At 63.7% G+C, this 22,231-nt stretch carries 24 protein-coding genes; 10 read left to right on the plus strand and 14 right to left on the minus strand.

The window, feature by feature from the left end; all coding sequences use genetic code 11:
- Positions 1-80: 80 nt before the first annotated feature.
- The 5 genes from GEV02_RS16505 (at position 81) to waaA (ending at position 5,332) form a co-directional block, all read left to right on the plus strand.
- The gene (locus GEV02_RS16505; RefSeq protein WP_152839024.1) at positions 81-1,175 is read left to right on the plus strand and encodes an MraY family glycosyltransferase; all 1,095 of its coding nucleotides are present in this window, start codon (positions 81-83) and stop codon (positions 1,173-1,175) included.
- Positions 1,176-1,241: 66 nt separating this feature from the next.
- Positions 1,242-1,556 (plus strand): H-NS histone family protein, encoded by a 315-nt coding sequence (locus tag GEV02_RS16510; RefSeq protein ID WP_152839025.1) that lies wholly within the window; start codon positions 1,242-1,244, stop codon positions 1,554-1,556.
- A gap of 77 nt (positions 1,557-1,633) precedes the next feature.
- Entirely contained in the window at positions 1,634-3,016 is a 1,383-nt protein-coding gene (locus tag GEV02_RS16515) for a phosphomannomutase/phosphoglucomutase (RefSeq protein ID WP_152839026.1), read from the plus strand.
- Between the two features lie 4 nt (positions 3,017-3,020).
- Complete coding sequence (gene waaC, locus GEV02_RS16520) at positions 3,021-4,028, plus strand: lipopolysaccharide heptosyltransferase I (RefSeq protein WP_152839027.1); 1,008 nt, start codon at positions 3,021-3,023, stop codon at positions 4,026-4,028.
- Positions 4,029-4,030: 2 nt separating this feature from the next.
- Positions 4,031-5,332: a lipid IV(A) 3-deoxy-D-manno-octulosonic acid transferase gene (waaA, locus tag GEV02_RS16525; protein WP_152839028.1), complete on the plus strand. Its 1,302-nt coding sequence runs from the start codon at positions 4,031-4,033 to the stop codon at positions 5,330-5,332.
- A gap of 88 nt (positions 5,333-5,420) precedes the next feature.
- On the opposite strand, the gene GEV02_RS16530 is transcribed toward waaA, so the two are convergent.
- The 12 genes from GEV02_RS16530 to GEV02_RS16585 form a co-directional block, all read right to left on the minus strand.
- Positions 5,421-6,497, minus strand: a complete 1,077-nt coding sequence (locus GEV02_RS16530) for a patatin-like phospholipase family protein (RefSeq protein WP_152839029.1) — start codon at positions 6,495-6,497, stop codon at positions 5,421-5,423.
- A gap of 116 nt (positions 6,498-6,613) precedes the next feature.
- A complete protein-coding gene (locus GEV02_RS16535; RefSeq protein WP_152839030.1) occupies positions 6,614-7,162 on the minus strand; it encodes a cytochrome b in 549 nt (182 codons plus the stop codon).
- Positions 7,163-7,210: 48 nt separating this feature from the next.
- Positions 7,211-8,158 carry a M48 family metallopeptidase gene (locus GEV02_RS16540; RefSeq protein ID WP_328595840.1) on the minus strand — a complete coding sequence of 316 codons (948 nt, stop codon included), beginning with the start codon at positions 8,156-8,158 and terminating at the stop codon, positions 7,211-7,213.
- A gap of 17 nt (positions 8,159-8,175) precedes the next feature.
- Positions 8,176-8,868, minus strand: coding sequence for a lysophospholipid acyltransferase family protein (locus GEV02_RS16545; protein WP_373994840.1), 693 nt, complete (start codon positions 8,866-8,868; stop codon positions 8,176-8,178).
- A gap of 67 nt (positions 8,869-8,935) precedes the next feature.
- On the minus strand, positions 8,936-9,502 hold the full coding sequence (gmhB, locus tag GEV02_RS16550) for a D-glycero-beta-D-manno-heptose 1,7-bisphosphate 7-phosphatase (protein WP_008451987.1): 567 nt from the start codon (positions 9,500-9,502) through the stop codon (positions 8,936-8,938).
- A gap of 15 nt (positions 9,503-9,517) precedes the next feature.
- The gene (gene glyS / locus GEV02_RS16555) at positions 9,518-11,626 is read right to left on the minus strand and encodes a glycine--tRNA ligase subunit beta (RefSeq protein ID WP_152839031.1); all 2,109 of its coding nucleotides are present in this window, start codon (positions 11,624-11,626) and stop codon (positions 9,518-9,520) included.
- Positions 11,627-11,641: 15 nt separating this feature from the next.
- A complete protein-coding gene (glyQ, locus tag GEV02_RS16560) occupies positions 11,642-12,556 on the minus strand; it encodes a glycine--tRNA ligase subunit alpha (RefSeq protein WP_152839032.1) in 915 nt (304 codons plus the stop codon).
- 91 nt (positions 12,557-12,647) lie between these two features.
- Positions 12,648-14,219 carry an apolipoprotein N-acyltransferase gene (lnt, locus tag GEV02_RS16565; RefSeq protein ID WP_152839033.1) on the minus strand — a complete coding sequence of 524 codons (1,572 nt, stop codon included), beginning with the start codon at positions 14,217-14,219 and terminating at the stop codon, positions 12,648-12,650.
- Positions 14,219-15,103, minus strand: coding sequence for an HlyC/CorC family transporter (locus GEV02_RS16570; protein WP_008451979.1), 885 nt, complete (start codon positions 15,101-15,103; stop codon positions 14,219-14,221). Before GEV02_RS16570 ends, lnt begins: the two co-directional genes overlap by 1 nt.
- A 76-nt stretch (positions 15,104-15,179) precedes the next feature.
- Entirely contained in the window at positions 15,180-15,923 is a 744-nt protein-coding gene (locus GEV02_RS16575; protein ID WP_152839034.1) for a hypothetical protein, read from the minus strand.
- Entirely contained in the window at positions 15,913-16,377 is a 465-nt protein-coding gene (gene ybeY, locus GEV02_RS16580; RefSeq protein WP_152839035.1) for an rRNA maturation RNase YbeY, read from the minus strand. The genes GEV02_RS16575 and ybeY overlap by 11 nt, the downstream gene beginning before the upstream one ends.
- Entirely contained in the window at positions 16,361-17,440 is a 1,080-nt protein-coding gene (locus GEV02_RS16585; RefSeq protein ID WP_008451974.1) for a PhoH family protein, read from the minus strand. Before GEV02_RS16585 ends, ybeY begins: the two co-directional genes overlap by 17 nt.
- A 150-nt stretch (positions 17,441-17,590) precedes the next feature.
- Between GEV02_RS16585 and GEV02_RS16590 the strand changes: the two genes are divergently transcribed.
- A complete protein-coding gene (locus GEV02_RS16590) occupies positions 17,591-17,929 on the plus strand; it encodes a hypothetical protein (protein WP_152839036.1) in 339 nt (112 codons plus the stop codon).
- 334 nt (positions 17,930-18,263) lie between these two features.
- On the plus strand, positions 18,264-18,596 hold the full coding sequence (locus tag GEV02_RS16595; RefSeq protein WP_008451968.1) for a hypothetical protein: 333 nt from the start codon (positions 18,264-18,266) through the stop codon (positions 18,594-18,596).
- 72 nt (positions 18,597-18,668) lie between these two features.
- Here GEV02_RS16595 and GEV02_RS16600 read toward each other — a convergent pair whose 3' ends face one another.
- Positions 18,669-19,514 (minus strand): HDOD domain-containing protein, encoded by an 846-nt coding sequence (locus tag GEV02_RS16600; RefSeq protein ID WP_070270771.1) that lies wholly within the window; start codon positions 19,512-19,514, stop codon positions 18,669-18,671.
- The gene (locus GEV02_RS16605; RefSeq protein WP_152839037.1) at positions 19,507-19,854 is read right to left on the minus strand and encodes a hypothetical protein; all 348 of its coding nucleotides are present in this window, start codon (positions 19,852-19,854) and stop codon (positions 19,507-19,509) included. Before GEV02_RS16605 ends, GEV02_RS16600 begins: the two co-directional genes overlap by 8 nt.
- A gap of 155 nt (positions 19,855-20,009) precedes the next feature.
- Here GEV02_RS16605 and GEV02_RS16610 point away from each other — a divergent pair, with 155 nt between their 5' ends.
- From GEV02_RS16610 to GEV02_RS32925, 3 genes are read left to right on the plus strand one after another with little or no spacing between them, the layout of a single operon-like run.
- Complete coding sequence (locus GEV02_RS16610; protein ID WP_152839038.1) at positions 20,010-21,596, plus strand: sensor histidine kinase; 1,587 nt, start codon at positions 20,010-20,012, stop codon at positions 21,594-21,596.
- Positions 21,597-21,606: 10 nt separating this feature from the next.
- Positions 21,607-22,011, plus strand: a complete 405-nt coding sequence (locus tag GEV02_RS16615; protein WP_152806692.1) for a DUF3224 domain-containing protein — start codon at positions 21,607-21,609, stop codon at positions 22,009-22,011.
- 28 nt (positions 22,012-22,039) lie between these two features.
- The gene (locus GEV02_RS32925) at positions 22,040-22,210 is read left to right on the plus strand and encodes a hypothetical protein (RefSeq protein WP_174999141.1); all 171 of its coding nucleotides are present in this window, start codon (positions 22,040-22,042) and stop codon (positions 22,208-22,210) included.
- The last annotated feature ends 21 nt before the right edge of the window (positions 22,211-22,231 follow it).

Here is a 22,231-nt window from a genome sequence, read left to right on the forward strand (position 1 = left end):
GCTTAATCCGGTACAATCGCGTGTTAGCGTACTGGCCATCCATATCGGTTAGCGTCTCCGGTAATTTCGTATAGATAAATATGTTTTCCTTTTTACTGAGCTTTGTCGCTTCCGCGCTGCTAACCCTGCTGGTGATTAAAGAAGCGAGATTGCACGGTCCTGCGCTCGATTCCGATTTCATGGGGGTGCAAAAAGTGCACGCCCACCATGTGGCCCGTATTGGCGGCCTGTCGATATTCTTATCGGTGGCGCTCAGTTCCTTCATTTCGATTTGGCGCGTGCCGGCCATGACGCATTGGCTGATGTCCTTATTGGCCTGTTCCGCCGTGGCTTTTGTCGGCGGCATCGTCGAGGATTACACCGGCCGCGTCAGCGCCGCGCGCCGCCTGGTATTGACCATGGCCGCCGCCGCGCTCGGCTATTTCCTGCTCGACGCCCGCGTCGACCGCATCGACTGGGCGTTTTCCGCCTGGCCGCTGCAATACATGTGGCTGACCCTGCCGCTGACGGTGCTGGCGGTGGCCGGCATCGCCAACGCGGTCAACATCATCGACGGTTTCAACGGCCTGGCCAGCGTGGTGTGCATCTGCATGCTGCTGTCGCTGGGCTACGTGGCCCTGCAGGTCAACGATATGTTCGTGCTGATCGCGGCGCTGATGGTGGCGGGCGCGACGGCCGGCTTCCTGATCTGGAACTACCCGGTCGGCATGATCTTCCTGGGCGACGGCGGCGCCTATTTCATCGGCTTCATGCTGGGCGAACTGGCCTTGCTGCTGGTGATGCGCAATCCGCAGGTTTCCACCTGGTACGCGGCGCTGTTGTTAATCTATCCGACCTTTGAAACCTTATTCTCCGTTTATCGCCGCATGTTTGTCCGTGGAAAATCCCCGGCCATGCCGGACGGTATCCATTTGCATAGCCTGATCTTCCGCCGCATCGTCCAATGGGCGGTCGGCCGCAAAGAGGCGCGGGCGCTGATACGCCGCAATTCGTTGACATCGCCTTATTTATGGCTGTTTTCGCTGATGGCGGTGATACCGGCCACGGTATTCTGGCGCCATACCTGGGCATTAATGTGTTTCTGTATTTTGTTTATCAGCAGTTACATCTGGATTTATGTCCGCATCGTCCGATTTAAAGCGCCGCGCTGGATGATACGTCATAAGAAAAGCTGACATTTTTATGTTGATGTAATATATTCCCGCCGGGCTTTATATCACTTCACTTAAAAGGAATACCAAATGGATCTGTCGAATATGTCCTCCGCGGATTTACGGAATCTGCAAGAACAAGTTAAACATGAATTAAAGCAGCGTGAAAGCCAGGACCTGGCGAAAGCGCGCGAACAGATACTGGCGATCGCCCAAAGCGTGGGCGTTCCCTTGAAAGACCTGGTCGGCGGCGCCGGCAGCCCGCGCGCCAAGACCGGCAGCGTGGCGCCGCGCTACCGCAATCCGGCCGACGCCACCCAACTCTGGACCGGCCGTGGCCGCCAGCCGAAATGGGTCAAGGATTGGCTGGAATCCGGTAAAGACATCGCCGGCCTAAAGGTTTAAACTGCCTGCACTTCGATAAGCGGCGGCCGGCATGACCGGCCGCTACATTACCTCCCCCTCGCATACATTCCCACACTATGGTTTCTTTATCCAAAACGATCTTCAAGGCTTATGACATCCGCGGCATCATCGATAAAACCCTGGATGCGGGCGTAGCGCGCCAGATCGGCCAGGCGTTCGGCCAGGCCGCGCTGGCCAAGGGCGAGACGAAGGTTGTGATCGGCCGCGATGGCCGCCTGTCCGGCCCGGTGCTGACGGCGGCGCTGGCCGAAGGCTTGCAAGCGGCCGGTGTGGACGTGATCGACCTGGGTGTGGTGGCCACGCCGATGGTCTACTTCGGCACCAATGTGCTGGGCGCCGCGTCCGGCATCATGGTGACGGGCAGCCACAATCCGCCGGACTACAACGGCTTCAAGATGGTGCTGGCCGGCGAAGCCATCCACGGCGAGGCGATCACCGCGCTGTACCAGCGCATCGTCGACCATGACGGTTCGTCGGCGGCGAACAAGGGCGCCTACAGCACCCACGACATCCGCGCCCAATACCTGGAGCGCATCATCGGCGACGTCAAGCTGGCGCGTCCGATCAAGATCGCCGTCGACTGCGGCAACGGCGTGGCCGGCGCCTTCGCGGGCGACCTGTTCCGTGGCATGGGCTGCGACGTGGTCGAACTGTTCTGCGAAGTGGACGGCAATTTCCCTAACCACCATCCCGATCCTGCGCATCCGGAAAACCTGCAAGACCTGATCCGCTGCCTGCAAGAGACCGACGCCGAGCTGGGCATCGCCTTCGACGGCGACGGCGACCGCCTGGGCGTGGTCACCAAGGATGGCCAGATCATTTATCCTGACCGCCAGATGATGTTGTTCGCGGCCGATGTACTGAGCCGCCATCCGGGCGAGCAGATTCTGTACGACGTCAAATGCACGCGCCACCTGGCGCCGTGGATCAGCAAGCACGGCGGCGTGCCGCTGATGTACAAGACCGGCCACTCGCTGGTCAAGGCCAAGCTGCGCGAAACCGGCGCTCCGCTGGGCGGCGAAATGAGCGGCCACATCTTCTTCAAGGACCGCTGGTACGGTTTCGACGACGGCCTGTATTCCGGCGCGCGCCTGCTGGAAATCCTGACCCGCGAAGCCGATCCGTCCAAACTGCTGAACTCGCTGCCGCAGTCGGACAGCACGCCCGAGCTGCACCTGCACCTGAACGAAGGCGAAAACGTCATCGTCATGGACAAGCTGCGCAGCGACGCCAAGTTCCCCGGCAACCAGCAGATCATCACCATCGACGGCCTGCGCGTGGAATACGAAGACGGCTTCGGTCTGGCGCGTTCGTCCAACACCACGCCGGTGATCGTGATGCGCTTCGAGGCCGAAACCCCGGCCGCGCTGGCGCGCATCCAGGGCCAGTTCAAGAGCGTGATCCTGGCTGCCAAGCCGGACGCGGAACTGCCGTTCTAAGCGCATGACGGCGCAAACGGGCGGCCGCAAGCCGCTGAACATTTTGCTGGTGCGCGTCTCCTCGCTGGGCGACGTGCTGCACAACCTGCCGATGGTGGCCGATATCGCCCGCCATTTCCCGGACGCGAATATCGACTGGGTGGTGGAGGAGGGCTACGTCAGCCTGGTGCGGCTCAACGCGCGCGTGCGCACCATCATTCCGTTTGCGCTGCGGCGCTGGCGCAAGAGCCTCGGCAAACCCGAGACCCGCGCCGAGATCAAGAGCTTCTTCCGTACCCTGCGCGAGCAGGAGTACGACTATGTATTCGACACGCAGGGATTGCTGAAGACCGGCATCATCATGGGCGCGGCCCGTGTGGTGAAGGGCGGCCGCAAGGTCGGCCTGGCCAACGGCAGCGAAGGCTCGGGCTACGAAGGCATCTCGCGCATCTTCCACAATCAAAGCATTCCGACCGATCCGCGCACGCACGCCGTGGCGCGCGGCCGCCTGGTGGCCGGCGCGGCGCTGGGCTATGCGGTCGATACGCCGGCCGATTTCGGCCTGCCCGAGGTATCGGCCAGCGAGCCGCGTCCGGACTGGATGCCTGCCGAACCATACGCCGTCTACTTCCACGGCACCGCGCGCGATCCGAAGAAGTGGGCGCCCGAGAACTGGATCGCGCTGGGCCGCGAACTGGCGCCCATGCCCATCCTGCTGCCATGGGGCTCGCCGAAAGAGAAGACCGAAGCCGACGCACTGGCCGCAGGCCTGCCGAACGCGCGCGTGCTGCCCAAGTTGTCGATGGCCGATGCGATGCTGCTGGCGCGTCACGCCGGCCTGGTGATCGGCGTCGATACGGGATTGACCCATATCGCCGCTGCCTTCGTGCGGCCGACGGTGGAAATCTACGTCGATTCGCCGCGCTGGAAGACCGAAGGCAACTGGTCGCCGCGCATCATCAACCTGGGCGACCGCGGCACACCGCCGTCGGTGGCCGAAGTACTGGCGGCGGCCCGCAGCCTGCTGGCGTAACTATGCGACTTTTCTATTCCGTGATGTGGTGCCTGGCCTTGCCGCTGGTGCTGGCGCGCCTGTGGCTGCGCGGCCGCAAGGAGCCGGGCTATCGCCAGCATTGGGGCGAGCGCCTGGGCTTCTACAGCGGCCCATCGTCAACCACGCAGACCTTGTGGGTGCACGCCGTATCGGTGGGCGAGACGCGCGCCGCCGAGCCGTTGATCGATGCCCTGCTGGCCGAGTATCCGCACAGCCGCATCGTCCTCACCCACATGACGCCGACCGGCCGCGCCACCGGCAAGACGCTGTTCGCCAAACATGGCGCGCGGCTGGTGCAGTCCTATCTGCCGTACGACACAGCGACGATGGTCGGCAGCTTCATCAAACATTTCAAGCCTGCCGTCTGCATCCTGATGGAGACCGAAGTGTGGCCTAACCTGATCGCGGTGTGCGGCCAGCGCGGCGTGCCGGTGGTGCTGGCCAACGCCCGTTTGTCCGAACGTTCGCTGCGCCGTTCGCGCCGTTTCGGTTCCCTGCTGGTGGACGCGGCGCGCGGCATCTCGCTGGTCGCCGCGCAGACGGCGGCCGATGCGGAACGCGTGCGCTCGCTGGGCGTGCAGCGCGTGGAAATCACGGGCAGCATCAAGTTCGACGTGGTGGTGCCGGATGCGGCGCTGGCCGTCGGCGCCGCGCTGCGCGGCGTGATCGGCGACCGTCCGGTGCTGCTGTGCGCCAGCACGCGCGAGGGTGAGGAAGAGTTGATACTGGATGCCTTCCGCCGCGAGCGGGCGGCCTTGCCGGCCAATGTGCTGCTGCTGATCGTGCCGCGCCATCCGCAGCGTTTCGACGAGGTGGAAAAGATGATCGGCGCGCACGGCCTGAACGTGCAGCGCCGCAGCAAGCTGGCGCTGGATGGCGGCGATGTCGTACTGCCGGGCTTTGTCGATGTATTGATGGGCGATTCGATGGGCGAGATGTTCGCCTACTACGCGGCCTGCGATGTGGCCTTTGTCGGCGGCAGCCTGCTGCCGCTGGGCGGCCAGAATCTGATCGAGCCGGCTGCGCTGGGCAAGCCGGTGCTGATCGGCCAGCACACCTTCAACTTCGCGCTGGTGACGGAAGATGCGCTGGCGGCTGGCGGCGCGCAACGCGTCGCCGATGCGGCGGAGCTGATGTCCGCCGCCGGGCGTTTGTTGAACGATGAAGCGGCGCGCACGGCCATGGGCCGCAACGCGCTGGCCTTCGCCAACCAGCATCGCGGCGCCACGCGCCGCACGCTGGCGCTGTTGCCTGCGTTGCTGCCGGCGCTGGTCAAACCCTGAGAACCTTGTCATTCCCGCGCAAGCGGGAATCCATACTGAGGCTATGACCAGGTGACGCATGGATTCCCGCTTGCGCGGGAATGACGGGTTAACCCGCCAGCTCCGTCTCTTCGGCGTAGCGCAGCACGGTGGAATGCTGGCGGCAGAAGCGCGTCGCCGCCTTGTAGCCGATATCGAACAGGAACTGCATATTCGACGTCGACCAGTCCATGGTGTTCGGCATATGATCGTCCGGCACGGCGGCCATCAGTTCCAGCTTGAGCATGCGGCGTTTCGGCAGGCCGGTCTTGCGGTCGGTGTTGTGCTCCAGCTCGAACAGGCGGATCTGGTTCTGCGAAATCTTCACCAGCGGCGTTATCATCGAACCCACCCATGCATCGTACAGATTGCGCGGCTTGCGCAGCAGGCGTTCGTCGCCCAGGATGTCGAGCACGATCAGCGTGTCGGTGTCATGGTGCTCGCCTTTGCCTTCGATGAAGGGATCGAAGTTCAGCGTTTCCAGCGCGGCGCCTTCGATGTAGTCCTCGCCGTCGATTTCGGTCGGCGCGTACAGGAAGGGGAAGGACAGCGCGGCGCGCACATGTTCCGCCTGGATTTCATGCTTGTCCCAGATCTTCATGCGATGCTGGTTCAGATTGTAGGCGTTGATGTAGAACTCCGGCTTCATGCTGGAGATGGCGGAGAAATCGACCACGCCTTCGAGGAACGGCGCGTGCGCGCACAGGCCCAGGCTTTTGGCCGACAGGTTGGATGGCGACATGGTCGACATCAGCAGCTGGCTCCAGTCGGTCCACGGCAGCTGGCCCTTGCCGAACACGTTTTGCATCGCACCAAACACCGGATGGCTGGCGGCCGGCGCGAAGGCGTTGCGGAACACGTCCGCTTCCTGGCCTGGCTTGTGGAAGATTTTGTAATTCACCGGCATCATTTTGTAGATGGTGTCGGAGACGCCGGTATCGGCCCAGCGTTTCAGCGCTTCGCGCGGCGTGGCGTCCAGCGGAGCCGCATACAGCAAGCCCATCAGGACGCCTGCGCCGGAAGCGGAGATCACGTCAAATTCGACTTCCTGGTCGAGGAAGGCAGCCAGGGCGCCGGCGATCAGCGGAGAATTCGGTGCGCCACCGCCCAAGACCAGGCCGGTTTTCTTTTTGATACTGTGTTGCATTATGTTTAATCCTTATGCGGCAATGCAGCATAAGGTAACACGGCAAATTCCGTACGGCAACTTTCAATATCGAATGGTCGATATTTGCGAAACGGATAATTGTGTTGTTGATACGCTTACTCTGGCGCGCGGCCCAGCATGCGTTTCAGGGTGGCGTCCTTGTCGATCACATGGTGTTTGAGCGCGGCGGCGGCGTGCAGCACGATCAGCGTCAGCAGCAGGTAGCCGAGGAAGCCGTGCATGGTCTGGCCGATATCGGACCATTGTGCGCTGAGCGGCACGGCCTGGTCGCCGCTGTGGTGGCTGGGGAAAATTTCCCAGCCGAAGATGCCGAAGCCGTGACCGCTGGCGCCCGAATAGAGCATGCCGCTCAGCGGCAGCACCACGGTCAGGATCAGCAGCACGACGTGCGCCGCCACGGCGGTGACATGCTCCAGCCGCGACACCGGCCGCACCGGCTGCGGCAGCCCATTGCGCCAGCGCCAGGCCAGCCGCGCCAGGATCGCCACGAAGGCCAGCAGGCCGATCGATTTGTGGATGTCATACAGATGCCAGGATTCGGTCTCGACCATGTAGATGCCGAGCGCGATCAAGCCGATGATGCTGGCCGCCACCAGCCAATGCAGAGCGATGGTGGTGCGGCTAAATTTTTGTAAAGTGTCCATCGCGACAAGGTACGTCGGCGTGATGCAAACGTCAACTGTTTTTGGCGGCTAGGGAAACAGCACCGGCAGCTCCTGCGCGCGCTTGCGCAGCAGGTTCTTGGCTTCCTCGTATTCGGGATAGATCAGGCCGACCGTGTTCCAGAACTGCGCGCTGTGGTTCATCTCCAGGATGTGCGACAGTTCATGCGCGATCACGTAGTCGATCAGCGGCTGCGAGAAGTGGATCAGCTTCCAGTTCAGGCGGATCTTGCGGTCCACCGTGCACGAGCCCCAGCGCGTGCCCGCCGACGACAAACCGAACGAGTGGTAACGCACCCCCAGCCGCTCCGCATACACGTCCAGCCGCTGCTCGAACAGCACCTTGGCTTCCTGCTGATACCAGGCCTTCACGCGTTCCTTCAACAGCGTCTCGGTGGCGCCGGGCACCAGCACCATCGACAGCTCGCGCGTGGCCGGGTTGTAGCTGCTGCGATTGCGGCCGCCCACCAGCAGCCGCAACGTGATGTCGGCGCCGAGGTACGGCAGCTGCGCGCCGTCGATCCACTCCACCGGCGGCTTCTCCAGCCGCGCAGCGCGGCGCTCGCGGCGTTCTTTCAGCTTGCTCAGTATCCAGTGCTGCTTGGTGCGGATGGCGTTGTCGATTTCGGCGATGCTGATGCGCTTGGGCGCGGTCACGCGCAGGCCCTCGTCGTCGATCATGAAGCCGATCGAGCGGCGGGTCGAACGGCGCAGCGAATATTCAAGCACGAAGTCGCCCACCATCAGCTGGCGCTTGGGCAGTTGGTCGGAAGGCGGGGGAGTCTGCGCGCGCGGCTTGACCGGCACGGCGGTCTGCGGCGGCGCGACATAGGGCGAAACAGGAGGAGGCGTATTCGAGGTGGGCGAGGTCGGAATAGACCATACCGGTGCGGTGTACACCGGCTTGAGAGACGACTGAGCCTCCCGTCCAAACAGGTCCAGTTGGCTGGCGTCGTCTTTCGGCGACGCCGGCTTCACCAGCGTGGCGAGATCGTCTAGCCAGCGTTGTAGGCGTGGGGCGAAATGACGCGCATTTCTGATTCTATCCAATTTTCCACCTGTTGCATCATGCCGTCCGGGGTTAGTCCTTCCGGAGAAATCGGTTTGCCTATCGATACTGTAACAAGCCCTGGGCGCTTGATGAAAGAATTTTTTGGCCAGCACTCGCCGGAGTTGTGCGCGATCGGCACCACCACCGCGCCGGTCTCGATGGCCAGGCGCGTGCCGCCGCTTTTATACTTGCCCGCTTTGCCGACCGGGATGCGCGTCCCTTCCGGGAACATGATGATCCACTGGCCGTCGGCCAGGCGGCGCTTGCCATGGCGGACCACGTCCATGAAGGCGTTCTTGCCCTGCTTGCGGTCGATCGGGATCATGCGCAGCAGCGCCATCGCCCAGCCGAAGAAGGGTATGTACAGGATCTCCTTCTTGAACACGAACACCAGCGGACGCGGCATGTTAGGCAGCAGGAAGATGGTCTCCCATGCCGACTGGTGCTTCGACAGCACGATGGCCGGCGCGTCCGGGAAGTTTTCGGCGCCCTTGATTTCGTAGCGGATGCCGCAGATGACCTTGAGGCACCAGATCATGAACACGTTCCAGCGCGCGGTGACGAAGAAGCGTTTGTTATACGGCAGCGGCGCGGCCAGGAAACACACGCAGGCCCAGACGATGGTCGATACCACCATGACGATGGTGAAAATCAGGGAACGCAAAAACAAGACGGGATGACCCAATGCAGACTCCAAAAACTGTTTAGCTAACGATGTGCAGCGCCGGCGGCGCGCTGGTTTTCAGCAGGTGATTGACCATCGCGGCCAGGTCGGCGAAAACCATTGTACCGGGTGGCAGGCCACCTGTGGCCTGGGTTTTCTCGCCCTTGCCGGTCAGGACCAGGTAAGGCACGCAGCCGCTGACGTAACCCGCCTGCAGGTCGCGCAGCGAATCGCCGACGGTCGGCACGCCTTTCAGGCTGATTTTATAGCGCTGCGAGATTTCCGTGAACATGCCCGGCTTCGGCTTGCGGCAATCGCAGCTGTCGGCCGCCGCGTGCGGGCAGAAGAAGATGGCGTCGATGCTGGCGCCGACTTGCTGCGCCAGGTTGTGCATCTTCTGGTGGATCGCGTTCAGGATCGTCATGTCGAAGAACTCGCGGGCGATGCCCGACTGGTTCGACGCCACCACCACGCGATAACCCGCCTGGTTCAGGCGGGCGATCGCTTCGAGCGAGCCGGGTACCGGGATCCACTCGGCCGGCGACTTGATGAAGTCCGGCGAATCGTGGTTGATGACGCCGTCGCGATCGAGAATGATCAGTTTCATGGACGGCGCACCCATTTAAGCCGCCAGTTTAGAAATGTCGGCCACGCGGTTCATCATGCCGTGCAGCGACGACAGCAGCGCCAGGCGGTTGTTGCGCAGGGCGACATCCTCGGCCATGACCATCACGTCGTTGAAGAAGGCGTCGACTTCCTCGCGCAGCTGCGCCAGGGTTTTCAGCGTGCCGGCGAAGTCGCCCTTGTTGAAGGCGGAGTCGATTTCCGGCAGCACGCGCACCACGGCGGCGTGCAGGTTTTTCTCGGCCGTGTCCTGCAGCAGTGCGACGTTGACACCGGTGTTGCCGGCAGCGGCCAGCGCTTCTTCGTTCTTCTTCAGGATGTTGGTGATGCGCTTGTTGGCGGCCGCCAGCGAAGCCGATTCCGGCAGCGCGGCGAAGGCTTGCACGGCTTCCAGGCGTTGCACGATGTCGTCCAGGCGGTCCGGGTTCTGTGCGACCACCGCTTCGATCTCGTTCGGCGAGAAGCCGCGCTCGCGCAGGATGCCGCGCAGGCGGTCGATCATGAAGGTGTAGACGTCGGCGCTCGGATCCTTGAAGCCGGCCACGGAAGCGAACAGCCCCGCAGCGTGCGACAGCAGGCCGGCGATCGACAGCGGCAGGCGCTTTTCGATCAGCATGCGCAGCACGCCCAGCGCGTGGCGGCGCAGCGCGAACGGGTCTTTGTCGCCGGTCGGCGCCAGGCCGATGGCCCAGATGCCGACCAGGGTTTCCAGCTTGTCGGCCAGCGCGACGGCGGTGCCGGTCACGGTCGACGGCAGGGCGTCGCCGGCGAAGCGCGGCTGGTAGTGCTCGGACGCGGCCAGTGCCACATCTTCCGGCTCGCCGTCGTTGCGGGCGTAGTAGGTGCCCATGATGCCTTGCAGCTCAGGGAATTCGCCGACCATCTCCGTGACCAGGTCGGCCTTCGACAGCTTGGCTGCGCGCGCGGCCAGTGCGGCGTCGCCGCCGATCTGGGTGGCGATGTAGCTTGCCAGCGCGGCTACGCGTTCGCCGCGTGCGGCCTGCGTGCCCAGCTTGTTGTGGTAGACGATTTTTTCCAGCAGCGGCAGGCGCGATTCCAGGGTCTTCTTCTTGTCCTGCTCGAAGAAGAACTTGGCGTCGGACAGGCGCGGACGCACCACGCGCTCGTTGCCGTCGATGATGGCGGTCGGCGTGTCGGTGGCGATGTTGGAGACGATCAGGAAGCGCGAACGCAGCTTGCCGTTGGTGTCGGTCAGCGCGAAGTATTTCTGGTTGGTCTGCATGGTCAGGATCAGGCATTCCTGCGGCACGGCCAGGAACTCTTCCTCGAACTTGCATTCGTAGACGACCGGCCATTCGACCAGCGCGGCCACTTCGTCCAGCAGCGCTTCAGGCATCAGCACCTGGTCGGCGCTGGCCTTGGCCAGCAGCTCGGCACGGATTTTCTCTTTGCGGTCTTCGACGCTGGCCAGTACCTTGCCTTCGGTCGCCAGGGTGGCGGCGTAGCTGTCGGCGTTGGCGATGGTGATCATGCGCTGGCCCGGCGCGGTCAGGAAGCGGTGGCCTTCGCTGACGTTCGATGCGGTCAGGCCCAGCAGGGTCAGTGGCAGCACGGTGGCGCCGTGCAGCGCGATCAGGCTGTGCGCCGGACGCACGAACTGCACGGTGGCGCCGTCGGGACGCTGGTAGCTCATCACTTTAGGAATCGGCAGCTTGGCGACCGATTCTTCCAGCGCCGCTTGCAGGCCCGCTTGCAGCGCGCTGCCGGTGGCGGTGTAGGTGTAGAAGAAGCTTTCGGCCTTGCCGTCCTGCGCGCGTTCCAGATCGGCCACGGTCAGGTTCGGGAAGCCTAGCGCGGCCAGCTTCTTGGCCAGCGGCGGCGTGCCGTTGCCGGCGGCGTCCAGCGCTACCGACACCGGCAGCACTTTTTCGCGGATCGCCTTGTCCGGCGAGGTGGCGCGCACCTTGGTGATGGAGACGGCCAGGCGGCGCGGCGAGGCGAACGAAGTGGCGACGCTGTCGGCTTCCAGGAAGTCGCGCGATTTCAGGCCGTTGACGATGCCGTCCGCGAAAGCCTTGCCCAGTTTGGCGAGCGCCTTCGGCGGCAGTTCTTCGGTCAGCAGTTCGATGAGCAGAGTTTGAGTCATATTATTTATATCGTTTTATTCGGCGGCGACGGCGGCAGCGGGAGCCATAGGGAAGCCCAGGCGTTCGCGCGAATCGTAGTAGGCTTGGGCGACCAGGCGCGACAGGGCGCGCACGCGGCCGATGTAGGCGGCGCGTTCGGTCACGGAGATGGCGCCGCGCGCGTCCAGCAGGTTGAAGCTGTGCGAGGCCTTCATGATCTGCTCATACGCAGGCAGGGTCAGTTGCAGCTCGATCAGGCGCTTGGCTTCCGATTCGTGGTTGTTGAACTGGGCGAACAGCAGCTCGGTGTTCGAGTGCTCGAAGTTGTAGGCCGATTGTTCCACTTCGTTCTGGTGGAACACGTCGCCGTACTTCAGCGTTTTCGTCACGCCGTTTTCTTCCCAGGTGGTCCACACCAGGTCGTACATATTCTCGACGCCCTGCAGATACATGGCCAGACGCTCGATGCCGTAGGTGATCTCGCCCAGCACAGGCTTGCAATCGAGGCCGCCGACTTGCTGGAAGTAGGTGAACTGCGTCACTTCCATGCCGTTCAGCCAGACTTCCCAACCCAGGCCCCAGGCGCCCAGCGTCGGCGATTCCCAGTCGTCCTCGACGAAGCGGACATCGTTCTGCTTCAGGTCCAGGCCCAGCGCTTCCAGCGAACCCAGGTACAGGTCCAGGATGTTTTCCGGCGCCGGCTTCATCACCACCTGGTACTGGTAGTAGTGCTGGCCGCGGTTAGGATTCTCGCCGTAGCGGCCGTCCTTCGGGCGGCGCGATGGCTGCACGTAGGCCGCGCGCCAAGGCTCCGGGCCGATCGCGCGCAGGAAGGTGCCGGTGTGGAAGGTGCCGGCGCCGACTTCCATGTCGTAGGGCTGGAGCAGGGCGCAGCCTTGCTTGTCCCAGTAGGTTTGCAAGGTCAGGATAATTTGTTGAAATGTCAGCATCTTGTTTGGTCGGTGGCGCAGCCCAAAGGCGCGCGGTTGCAGTTTCGCTAAAGGGGCAATTTTAGCGGGTTTTACTGGGAGCCTGTAGAGATTAAGCGGCTTTAGGCTGGTTTTTTGCGCGCCTTGCCCCAAACCACGCGCCCGCAAGCGACAGTGCGGCCAGCGCCAGGAACAGCTTGTTTCCCCACAGGATATACGGGGTGCTGCCGGCCATGCCCTGCACCGTGGCCGACAATGCGCCGTAGGTGTTCACGGGCAGCTGCTGCACCACTTTGCCTTCGCCATTGATGATGGCGGTGGCGCCGGTGTTGGTCGCCCGCAGCATCGGACGGCCGGTCTCCAGCGTGCGCATTTGCGAGATCTGCAAATGCTGGGGGATGGCGATGGTGTCGCCAAACCAGGCCAGGTTCGAGATGTTGAGCAGCACGGTGGCCGGTTTCTGGCCCTGCGCCGGGTTGTTCAGCTGGTCGGCGATCTCTTCGCCGAACAAGTCTTCGTAGCAGATGTTGGGCAGCACGCGCTGGTCCTTGATCGGGAACGAGGGCTGGATATCGCGGCCGCTGGTCTGGTCGCCCAGCGGGATCGACATCAGGTTGACGAACCAGCGGAAGCCGAACGGAATGAACTCGCCGTACGGCACCAGGTGGTGCTTGTCGTAGCGGTAGTAGCTGGTACCAAGCTTGGACGGGATGCCGATCGCGCTGTTGAAATAGGCGGTTTGGCTGTCGGCCACCGGGATGCCCAGGATCAGGTTGCTGTTGGTCTTGTTCAGGAACTGGGCTATGCCCGGCAGGTAGTCCGGCGGCAGCTGCTGCGGCAGCATGACGATGGCCGTTTCCGGCGTGGCGATCAGGTCGGCCGGGACGGCCGTGATGGCGTCCTGGTACAGCTTGAGCGCGGCCATGACGTGGGCGCCGTTGAATTTCTCTTCCTGCGGGATATTCCCTTGAAGCAGGCGCACCGAGATCGGCTTGCCTTCCGGGTAGGTCCAGTGCAGGTAGCTGAGTGCGACGCCGGCAACGGAAATGGCGACGATCAGCCCGGCCGCGCGCAGGCGCGTGCGGTGCAGCAGCAATAGCAGGGCGCCGGCGATCACCGCCGCCAGCCAGCCCAGGCCGTACATGCCAATCACCGGCGCGAAGCCGGCCAACGGACTGTGGTTGTGGGCATAGCCGGCCGACAGCCACGGAAAGCCCGTGAACAGCCAGCCCCGTATCCATTCGAACAGCGCCCACATGGCCGGCAGCACCAGCAGGTTGGCGGCCGGCAGCGGCAGCGCCCAGCGCTTGCGCAGCCAGGCCGCGCTGCCCATCGCCAGCGCGACGTAGAAGCCCATGGCCCAGGCCAGCAGCAGCACGGCGGCGGCCGCCAGCGGCGCCGGCATGGCGCCGTAGTTGTGCATGGAAACGTAAAGCCAGTGCGTGCCGGCGGCGGTCCAGCCGAAGCCGAAGGCCCAGCCGATCAGGCCGGCGGCCTTGACGTCGCTGCTGCGCAGCACCTGGTAGAACAGCGTGGCCAGGCCGAGGATTTCCAGCGGCCACCAGCCGAACGGCGCGAAGGCGAACACGCACAACGCGCCGGCCACGGCGGTGATGGCCATGCGGCCACGGGTGGAGCGTTGCGGCTTGGGTGGATCGTTCGGATTGGCGCGGCGAAAACGCATTATGCGTCGTCGCCGGCTTCGGCGGCGGCCGGGAGTTTTTCCACCAGCAGCACGTGGATCTGGCGGGCGTCGGCGCGCAGCACTTCGAAGCGCAAGCCTTCCATGTCGAACACGTCGCCCTTGTGCGGCATGCGCGCCAGGTGCTTGGCGACCAGGCCGCCGATGGTGTCGACGTCGTCGTCCGGCAGCGCGGTGTCGAGTTCCTCGTTGAATTGCTCGATCTCGGTCAGCGCCTTGATGCGCCAGCGCGGGCCGTGCACGCCTTCCTTGATCGACAGGATGTTGTCTTCTTCCTCGTCGAAATCGTATTCGTCCTCGATGTCGCCGACGATCTGTTCCAGCACGTCTTCGATGGTGATGAGGCCGGCCACGCCGCTGTATTCGTCCACCACGATGGCCATGTGGTTGTGGTTGGCGCGGAAGTCGCGCAGCAGCACATTCAGGCGTTTCGATTCGGGGATGAAGATGGCGGGTCGCAGCATGTCGCGCACGTCGAACGATTCTTCGGCGTAGTAGCGCAGCAGGTCCTTGGCCAGCAGGATGCCGATCACCTTGTCGCGCTCGCCTTCGATGGCGGGGAAGCGCGAGTGGGCGGTCTGCAGCACCAGCGGCAACCATTCGTCGATAGGCTTGGAGATGTCGATGACGTCCATCTGCGAGCGCGGGATCATGATGTCGCGGGCAGACAGATCCGACACCTGGAACACGCCTTCGATCATCGACAGGGCGTCGGCGTCGATCAGATTGCGTTCGTGGGCGTCGTGCAGAACTTCGAGCAGTTCCGCGCGGTTCTCTGGCTCGGGGGAAATCAGTGCGGTCAGGCGTTCAAACAGTGACCGATGGGGTTTGGCGTCAGTCTTGACGCCACTAGAGTGCTCTTGCATAGGAGGCGTGAGCCGTTGTTTCGAAGGGGTATAGGATACACTAAAAGCGCCGACGGGCCGGATTTTGTCAAAATTGCTACGGTGCGTCGTCGGCATATTCCAGTTCGATCAGCGCATCGTCGGGGTAGGCCGGGTTGCCGGTCGGGCTGGTGAAGGTCTTGCCGCCGTCGCCCAGCTCCAGCGCCAGCCGCTGCCCATCGGCCACCAGCGTGGCCTGGCGCAGCTTGCGCGGGCTGCGGCCGGTCCAGTTGAGCTTGTCCGATCCGCACCAGTGGTTGGTCAGCAACAGGGTGGTCACGGTGGCGTGTATCCACATCGGGATTTCCTTCTTGGCGACCGCCACCACCACTTCGCATTCCAGCCGCAGGTCGCCCAGGCGCCGCATATTCGGCGGCACGCCGGCGCTGTGGACGTCGGCGTCCCAGCGGTAGTTGCCCTTGCGCTGATTGAGCACCAGGTCGGCGTCCTCGTCGGCCAGCGCGGCGATGCGCGGCAGCGAGAACAGGCCGTCGGCCGCCAGCGGCACCGGTACCGAGGTCTGGTCGCCGGCGATGCGCAGCGTCAGATTGTCCAGCGTGACGCCTTCCTGGGCGCCCGAGCGGGTGCGCAGCCTGAAGTTGAGCGCAGGGGCTTTGGGCGCCAGCGCATGGTATTCGTCGAAGGCGTCCAGCCCGGCCAGCATCACGCGGTAGCGCTTGAGCTCGGGATTGCGGGTGCCGTTGATCTCGATGGTCTTGGCTTCTTCAGCCATGGCCGGCGGCAGGGACAGGGCCAGCAGCAGGCCGGCGGCCAGTCCGCGCAACCAGCGCTTACTCGGCATAGGGATCGGCGTAGCCGAGGCCGGCCAGGATTTCGGTTTCGATGCCTTCCATTTCGGCGGCTTCCTCGTCGTCCATGTGGTCGTAGCCCTGGGCGTGCAGTACGCCGTGGACGATCAGGTGGGCCGTGTGTTCTTCCACGGTTTTCTTTTGCTCGGCCGCTTCCCGCTCCAGCACGTCGGTGCAGAGGATGATGTCGGCCTGGGTCGGCGCGTCGTCCGGGATGTCTTCGCCTTCGTTGTAGGCGAAGGTCAGCACGTTGGTGGCGTAGTCCTTTTCGCGGTACTCGCGGTTCAGGGTGCGGCCTTCCTCGGCGTCGACGAAGCGTATCGTCAGCTCGGCCGGCGCGAACAGCGCGGCCTGCACCCAGCGGCGTATCTTCGGACGGGTGATGGATTCCTGCAGGCGGGCGTCGGGATATTGCACCGACAGCGTCAATTTATTTTTTACGGACATTTTTGAGAGCTGTGGCTTTGAGTAAAGGGGCGATTTCCGCTTCGTGGTTGTGCGCGGTTTCGTAGGCGTCGACGATGCGCGCCACCAGCGGATGGCGCACCACGTCTTCGCTGTTGAAGTGGCTGAAGGCGATGCCGCGCACATCCTTGAGCACCTGGATGGCGTCCACCAGGCCGCTCTTCTGGCTCTTGTGCAAATCGACCTGGGTGACGTCGCCCGTCACCACGGCCTTGCTGCCGAAGCCGATGCGGGTCAGGAACATCTTCATCTGTTCGACGGTGGTGTTCTGCGCCTCGTCCAGAATGACGAAGGCGTGGTTCAGCGTGCGGCCGCGCATATAGGCCAGCGGGGCGATCTCGATCACCTGCTTCTCGAACATCTTCTGCGTGCGGTCGAAGCCGAGCAGGTCGTACAGCGCGTCGTACAGCGGACGCAGATACGGATCGACCTTCTGCGCCAGGTCCCCCGGCAGGAAGCCCAGGCGCTCGCCCGCTTCGACCGCAGGGCGGGTCAGGATGATGCGCTTGACGGCGTCGCGTTCCAGCGCGTCGACCGCGCAGGCCACCGCCAGGTAGGTCTTGCCGGTGCCGGCCGGGCCGACGCCGAAGCTGATGTCGTGCTCCAGGATGTTGCGCAGGTAGCGGATCTGGTGCGGCGTGCGGCCGCGCAGGTCGGCGCGGCGGGTTTTCAGGATCGGGCTGTTGATGTCCGGCTCGACGAACGGCGCTTCGACCACGCGCGGCTGGTCCGGCGCCGAGGCGGCGGCGATGGCGGCGTTGGCCACGGCCAGGCCGGCGCGTTGCTCGACCAGGGCCAGTTGCACTTCCTCGATCGGCACGATCTTGTTGGCGACCGCGTAGAACTGTTCGAGGATCTGCACCGCCCGTTCGGCGTTGTGGCCGCTGACGATGAATTTTTCGCCGCGGCGGAAGATGGTGACGTCCAGCGCGGCGGAAATCTGGCGCAGGTTTTCGTCGAGGGGGCCGCACAGGTGGGCCAGGCGCGCGTTATCGAGCGGCTCCGGGACGAAGTAGTGCGGCTGGACTGGAGTTTTGGTTTTCAATGGGATGCTTTATGAGAGAGGCCGGCAGTGCCGGCACAGGCAATAGTTTAACGTAATTTGCCCTCCGCAGATGCGATAGGCCTTGATTTCGGCGCTTCGGCCTTCTACATTGAAAGAGTAGCCTGTCGGCAATTTCTATGGAGGTGCAACATGGCGGCTAATTCGATTTCATCGTCGCGCATCGGCACTTCGCTCGATGGCGTGCAGGCGGCCAACCAGCGCGAAACCCGCGTCAACCGCGACCAGCAGCGCGCCCAGCAGGCCAGTTCGACCGAGCGCGCCGACCGCGAGCAGCGCAGCGGCGCCGCCGAGCGCGCGGTGCAGAACCGCGTGGAAAAGAATACCGACACCCAGCGCGCCCGCGCCCAGGCCAATGACGACGCGGCGGCGTTGCAGCGCCGCGAAGCCCAGGCGGCCGACAAGCGCACCGAGCAGGATCGCCGCCAGAGCGAGAAAACCCTGGGCCGCCATATCGATACCACCGCTTGATGATCCATCCTCACCGGCAACTTTTATTTCCCGCCTCCGCCGGTGTAAAGACGCGCTTGCTTTGTGTAACAGTTTCCTACAAGTTCTTGCGTGCGACACCCTCCAGCCCCATGTGATGAAATAGCATTGTTGCTAAGGTTTCTAGCTCGTGATTGATGTCGAACAATCTTCACTCGGCGTACAGCGGCAGAAACAGGCCCTTTTGAGCATAGAATAATCTTGCACGAAAGGCAATCAGCATAGGCTGATTGAATCAGGAACTTAGCCAAAGGAATCTAAGTTGCCCTTAAGTTCAGGCCTGCAAACTTCATTCACCCAACCAACGAGGAAAATCATGGCACACCACGCTCTCGCATCACAGGAAAGCTACAACCCCAACCATCTGCTGGATATTTTGCTCGGCAAGATGCAACTGAAAAACGACGCCGCATTGTCGCGCCTGCTGGAAGTCGCGCCGCCGGTCATCAGCAAGATCCGCCACCACCGTCTGCCGGTCGGCGCCTCGCTGCTGATCCGCATGCACGAAGTGACCGGCATGAGCATCCGCGACCTGCGCGACCTGATGGGCGACCGCCGCACCAAGTACCGCCTGTCCGACGCTCAAGGCCGCCCGAAGCCAGAGGAACGCACCGAAAAGGCCGAGGCCGGAAACTACGCGCGTCACTAATGCGCCCGCACGCCTGCCCCTGCCGTTGCCGTGGTGTCTAAGCCCGGCCGGCAGGGAGCCCGCTGCACCTGATCAGCTCAGCAGTACCATCGAAATTTCTTCATATTGCAGTTCCGTCTCGCGGAACAATTGCAGATAGATTTCCTCATCGAGGCCCAGCGCAGTCCAGGCCACGGTGGATACCGGCGGCACCAGATCGTCCGGCATTTGCGCCAGATCGAGCGCATGCACGATGGCATCGGCCACATGGATGATGGCCGCCAGGAACCCTGCGCCCGGCGCTTCCGGGTCATGGTGGCCGCCGATGGCCAGCCGCATCGTATCGGAAAAATTCCAGTGTTCCGCCAGCGCCATGCCGGCGTCGACGTGGTCGACGCCCAGCACGCTGCGTTCCGCTTCCAGCAGATAACAGTCGTGCTCTTCGCGGTAGGCGATGGTTTCAGAATACTGGTTGGGGAAGCACGAGACCAGCACCAGCCGGCCGATGTCATGCAGCAGCCCGGCCGTGAAGGCGTAGTCCTGGTTGAAGCGCATCTGCCGCGCCAGCACCTTGGCGCAGGCGGCGGTGGCGATCGAGTGGCGCCAGAAGGCCTTGTGGTCGAAGCCCGGGCAGTGGCCCTCGGCGAAGCAGCCGGTGACGGCGGCCGCCGTGATCAGGTTGCGCGTGGTCTGGAAGCCCAGGTAGGTGATCGCCTGCTGGATGGTGGTCACCTTGACCTGCAAGCCGTACAGCGAAGAGTTGGCCAGCCGCAGCGTCTTGGCCGTCAGCGCCTGGTCGTAGGACACCTTCTTGGCCAGCACCGAGATATCGACATCGTCCTGGTCTATGCTGTTGAGCAGCTCCATCACCACCGCCGGCAGCGAGGGCAGGTCGTCCAGCGTGCGGACGACGTCGTCGTAGGTCAGCGTATTACTCATGCTCGGGCGCCTCCTCCATGCCCAGGCGGAAATCCGACACGAAGCGGCGCAGCAGGGCGGTGGCCCAGTCGCTGTCGCTGTCGGCGTCGTTTTTGCGGAACAGGCGGGCGATGCGCGCCTCGTGATGGTTCAGCGTGGCCTGCGCCACTTCCGGCGATACTTCATCTTTCAGGATGGGCAGCACGGCGATGCCGTGGCGCGGCATCAGCGCCAGCATGGCCTCGGTCAGCACCGTCCCCTGCGGCAGCAGCACATGGCCCTGCACGTCCAGCAGCACGTCCGACAAGACCATGCCCGGCCGTACCTCCGCCAGTGTCAGTTGATGATAATTACCTGCCATGATGCCCTCCCAATTTGCTACCTCGTCTACATTGCACGATCTTACCATTGCGTGCAAGCAAAGTCTGCCGTGCCCTGCCATAACTTGCCAAGTCGCATGTCATACCGTACATTGGGACGTTGCCGTCAATTCTATAAATGCAGGGAGGTTGGTCGATGTTCGGTATCCAAGGCCGCTTGACGCTGCTGTTCGTGGTCATCGTGACGCTGGTGCTGGGTATTTCCGGCACCTACGCCCAGTACAGCCTGGGACACGAGCTGGAAGTGAGCAGCCAACGCCTGCGCCAGGGCGTGCTGACCCGTCTGCAAACCAGCCTGCCGTCGGCGCTGTGGGATCTGGACAAGGCCAAGGTCGACAACATCGTCGCCGCCGAGATGCTGCCGCCCGAGCTGGTCTCCATCCGCGTCTACGATACGTCGGTCGGCCTGTTCTCCGGCAAGCTGCGCAGTGAAAACGGCACCGTCACCTCGATCGAGAACGACGCCGCCGTCGGCGGTTCGCCGGTGGTGGCCGACCTGGCCTACCGCGATTCCGGCGCCGCCGGCGCCTCGCTCAAGCCGGTCATCGTCGGCCGCGTGGTGGTCAATTTCAGCCGCGCCCAGATCGACGCCACGCTGGCGGCCGAAGTGCGCCGCAAAGTCACCGAAGTGCTGCTGCTGGACCTGATCCTGGTGGCGGCGCTGGCGCTGTCGCTGCGCATCGTGTTCGATCCGCTCAAGCGCCTGCGCGACGGCCTGTTCGACCTGGCCACGCGCGGCAGCGACGAGGTGGAAGAGCTGCCCGACAGCCGCCACGACGAGCTGGGCGAGGTGATCCGCGGCTTCAACGCCATCCAGCGCAAGGTCAAATCGAATATCCAGCGCATCCGCGAGGCCGAGGATGAGGCCCGCAAATCGGCCCAGACCACGGCCAAGGCGCTCGACGACCTGCGCCGCACGCAGGAGTCGCTGCTGCAGGCCGAGCGGCTGGCCTCGCTGGGCGGCCTGGTGGCCGGCGTCGCGCACGAGATCAACACGCCGGTCGGCATCGCGCTGACCAGCGCCTCGGTGCTGATGGAAGCCACCGAGAAGGTGCACCAGTCTGTCGAGGACGGCAACATCAAGAAATCCGACATCATGCGCTACCTGGAGACGGCGGCCGAGAGCACCCGCCTGATCATGAACAACGCCTACCGCGCGGCCCACCTGATCCACAGCTTCAAGCAGATCGCGGTCGACCAGGTCAGCGAGGCGCGGCGCCGCTTCGAATTGCGCGACTACATCAACGAGGTGGTGTCCAGCCTGCAGCCCAAGCTGAAGAAGACCCACATCACCGTCAGCATCGCCTGCCCGCCGGACATCATGCTCGACAGCTATCCGGGCGCGCTGGCCCAGGTCATCACCAACCTGACGCTCAACTGCGTCGAGCACGCCTTCGACGCGGGCGACGAGGGCCGCATCACCATCGGCGTCGCCCAGCAGGCCGACTGGATCGAGATGCAGGTGGTCGACAACGGCAAGGGCATCCCGCCGGACATGCTGGACAAGGTGTTCGATCCCTTCGTCACCACGCGGCGCGGGCAGGGCGGCACCGGCCTCGGACTCAATATCGTGTTCAACTTGATCGCCAAGCAGTTTGGCGGCACCATTACCGTTTCCAGCATCCTCGGCCAGGGCGCCAGTTTCGTGCTGCGCATGCCTTGCGTGACGCCGGTCGACGACCCGTCCGCCGCGCTGCCGCCCGATGCCCGGCTCCATACTTGAAAGGTGAGCAATGCCCAAGATCAGCGGTGAATTCAACGTCAAGATGGCGCCCGAAAGCATGTCGGCCGTGGCGGCCGAAAGCGGCATCGGCCGCATGTCGCTGGACAAGCAATACCACGGCGCGCTGGACGCCGTCGGCAAGGGCGAGATGCTGGCCTTCATGGACCGCGCGCTGGGCTCGGGCGCCTATGTGGCGATGGAAAAAGTGCAGGGCACGCTGGACGGCCGGCGCGGCAGCTTCCTGCTGTGCCACACCGGCACCATGGACCGCGGCGCGGCCGGCCTGACGGTGGCGGTGGTCGCCGATTCCGGCCAGGAAGAGCTGTCCGGCCTGGCCGGCGCTTTGCACATCCGCATCGAAGGCGGCAAGCACTACTACGATTTCGACTACACGCTGGCCGCCGCCGTTGCCTAGGCGTCCGGCGTCAAGCTAGAATGCCGCCATGGACAAGGACACACTCAAAGGCTTGGTGATACTGATAGGCGTGGCGCTGGCGGTAGCGCTGTTCGCGGTGCTGGGCACCGAGAACGGCATGCAAAAGCTGTACTGCATGGGCCGGGCCATCCTGCATGGCGTGTCCATCACCAACATCCATTCGGTGTGCGGCCTGTAGCGGCTGACGCGCCCATAAAAA

Origin of the sequence: Rugamonas aquatica (assembly GCF_009380215.1) — a bacterium.
Lineage (GTDB): Bacteria > Pseudomonadota > Gammaproteobacteria > Burkholderiales > Burkholderiaceae_D > Rugamonas > Rugamonas aquatica_B.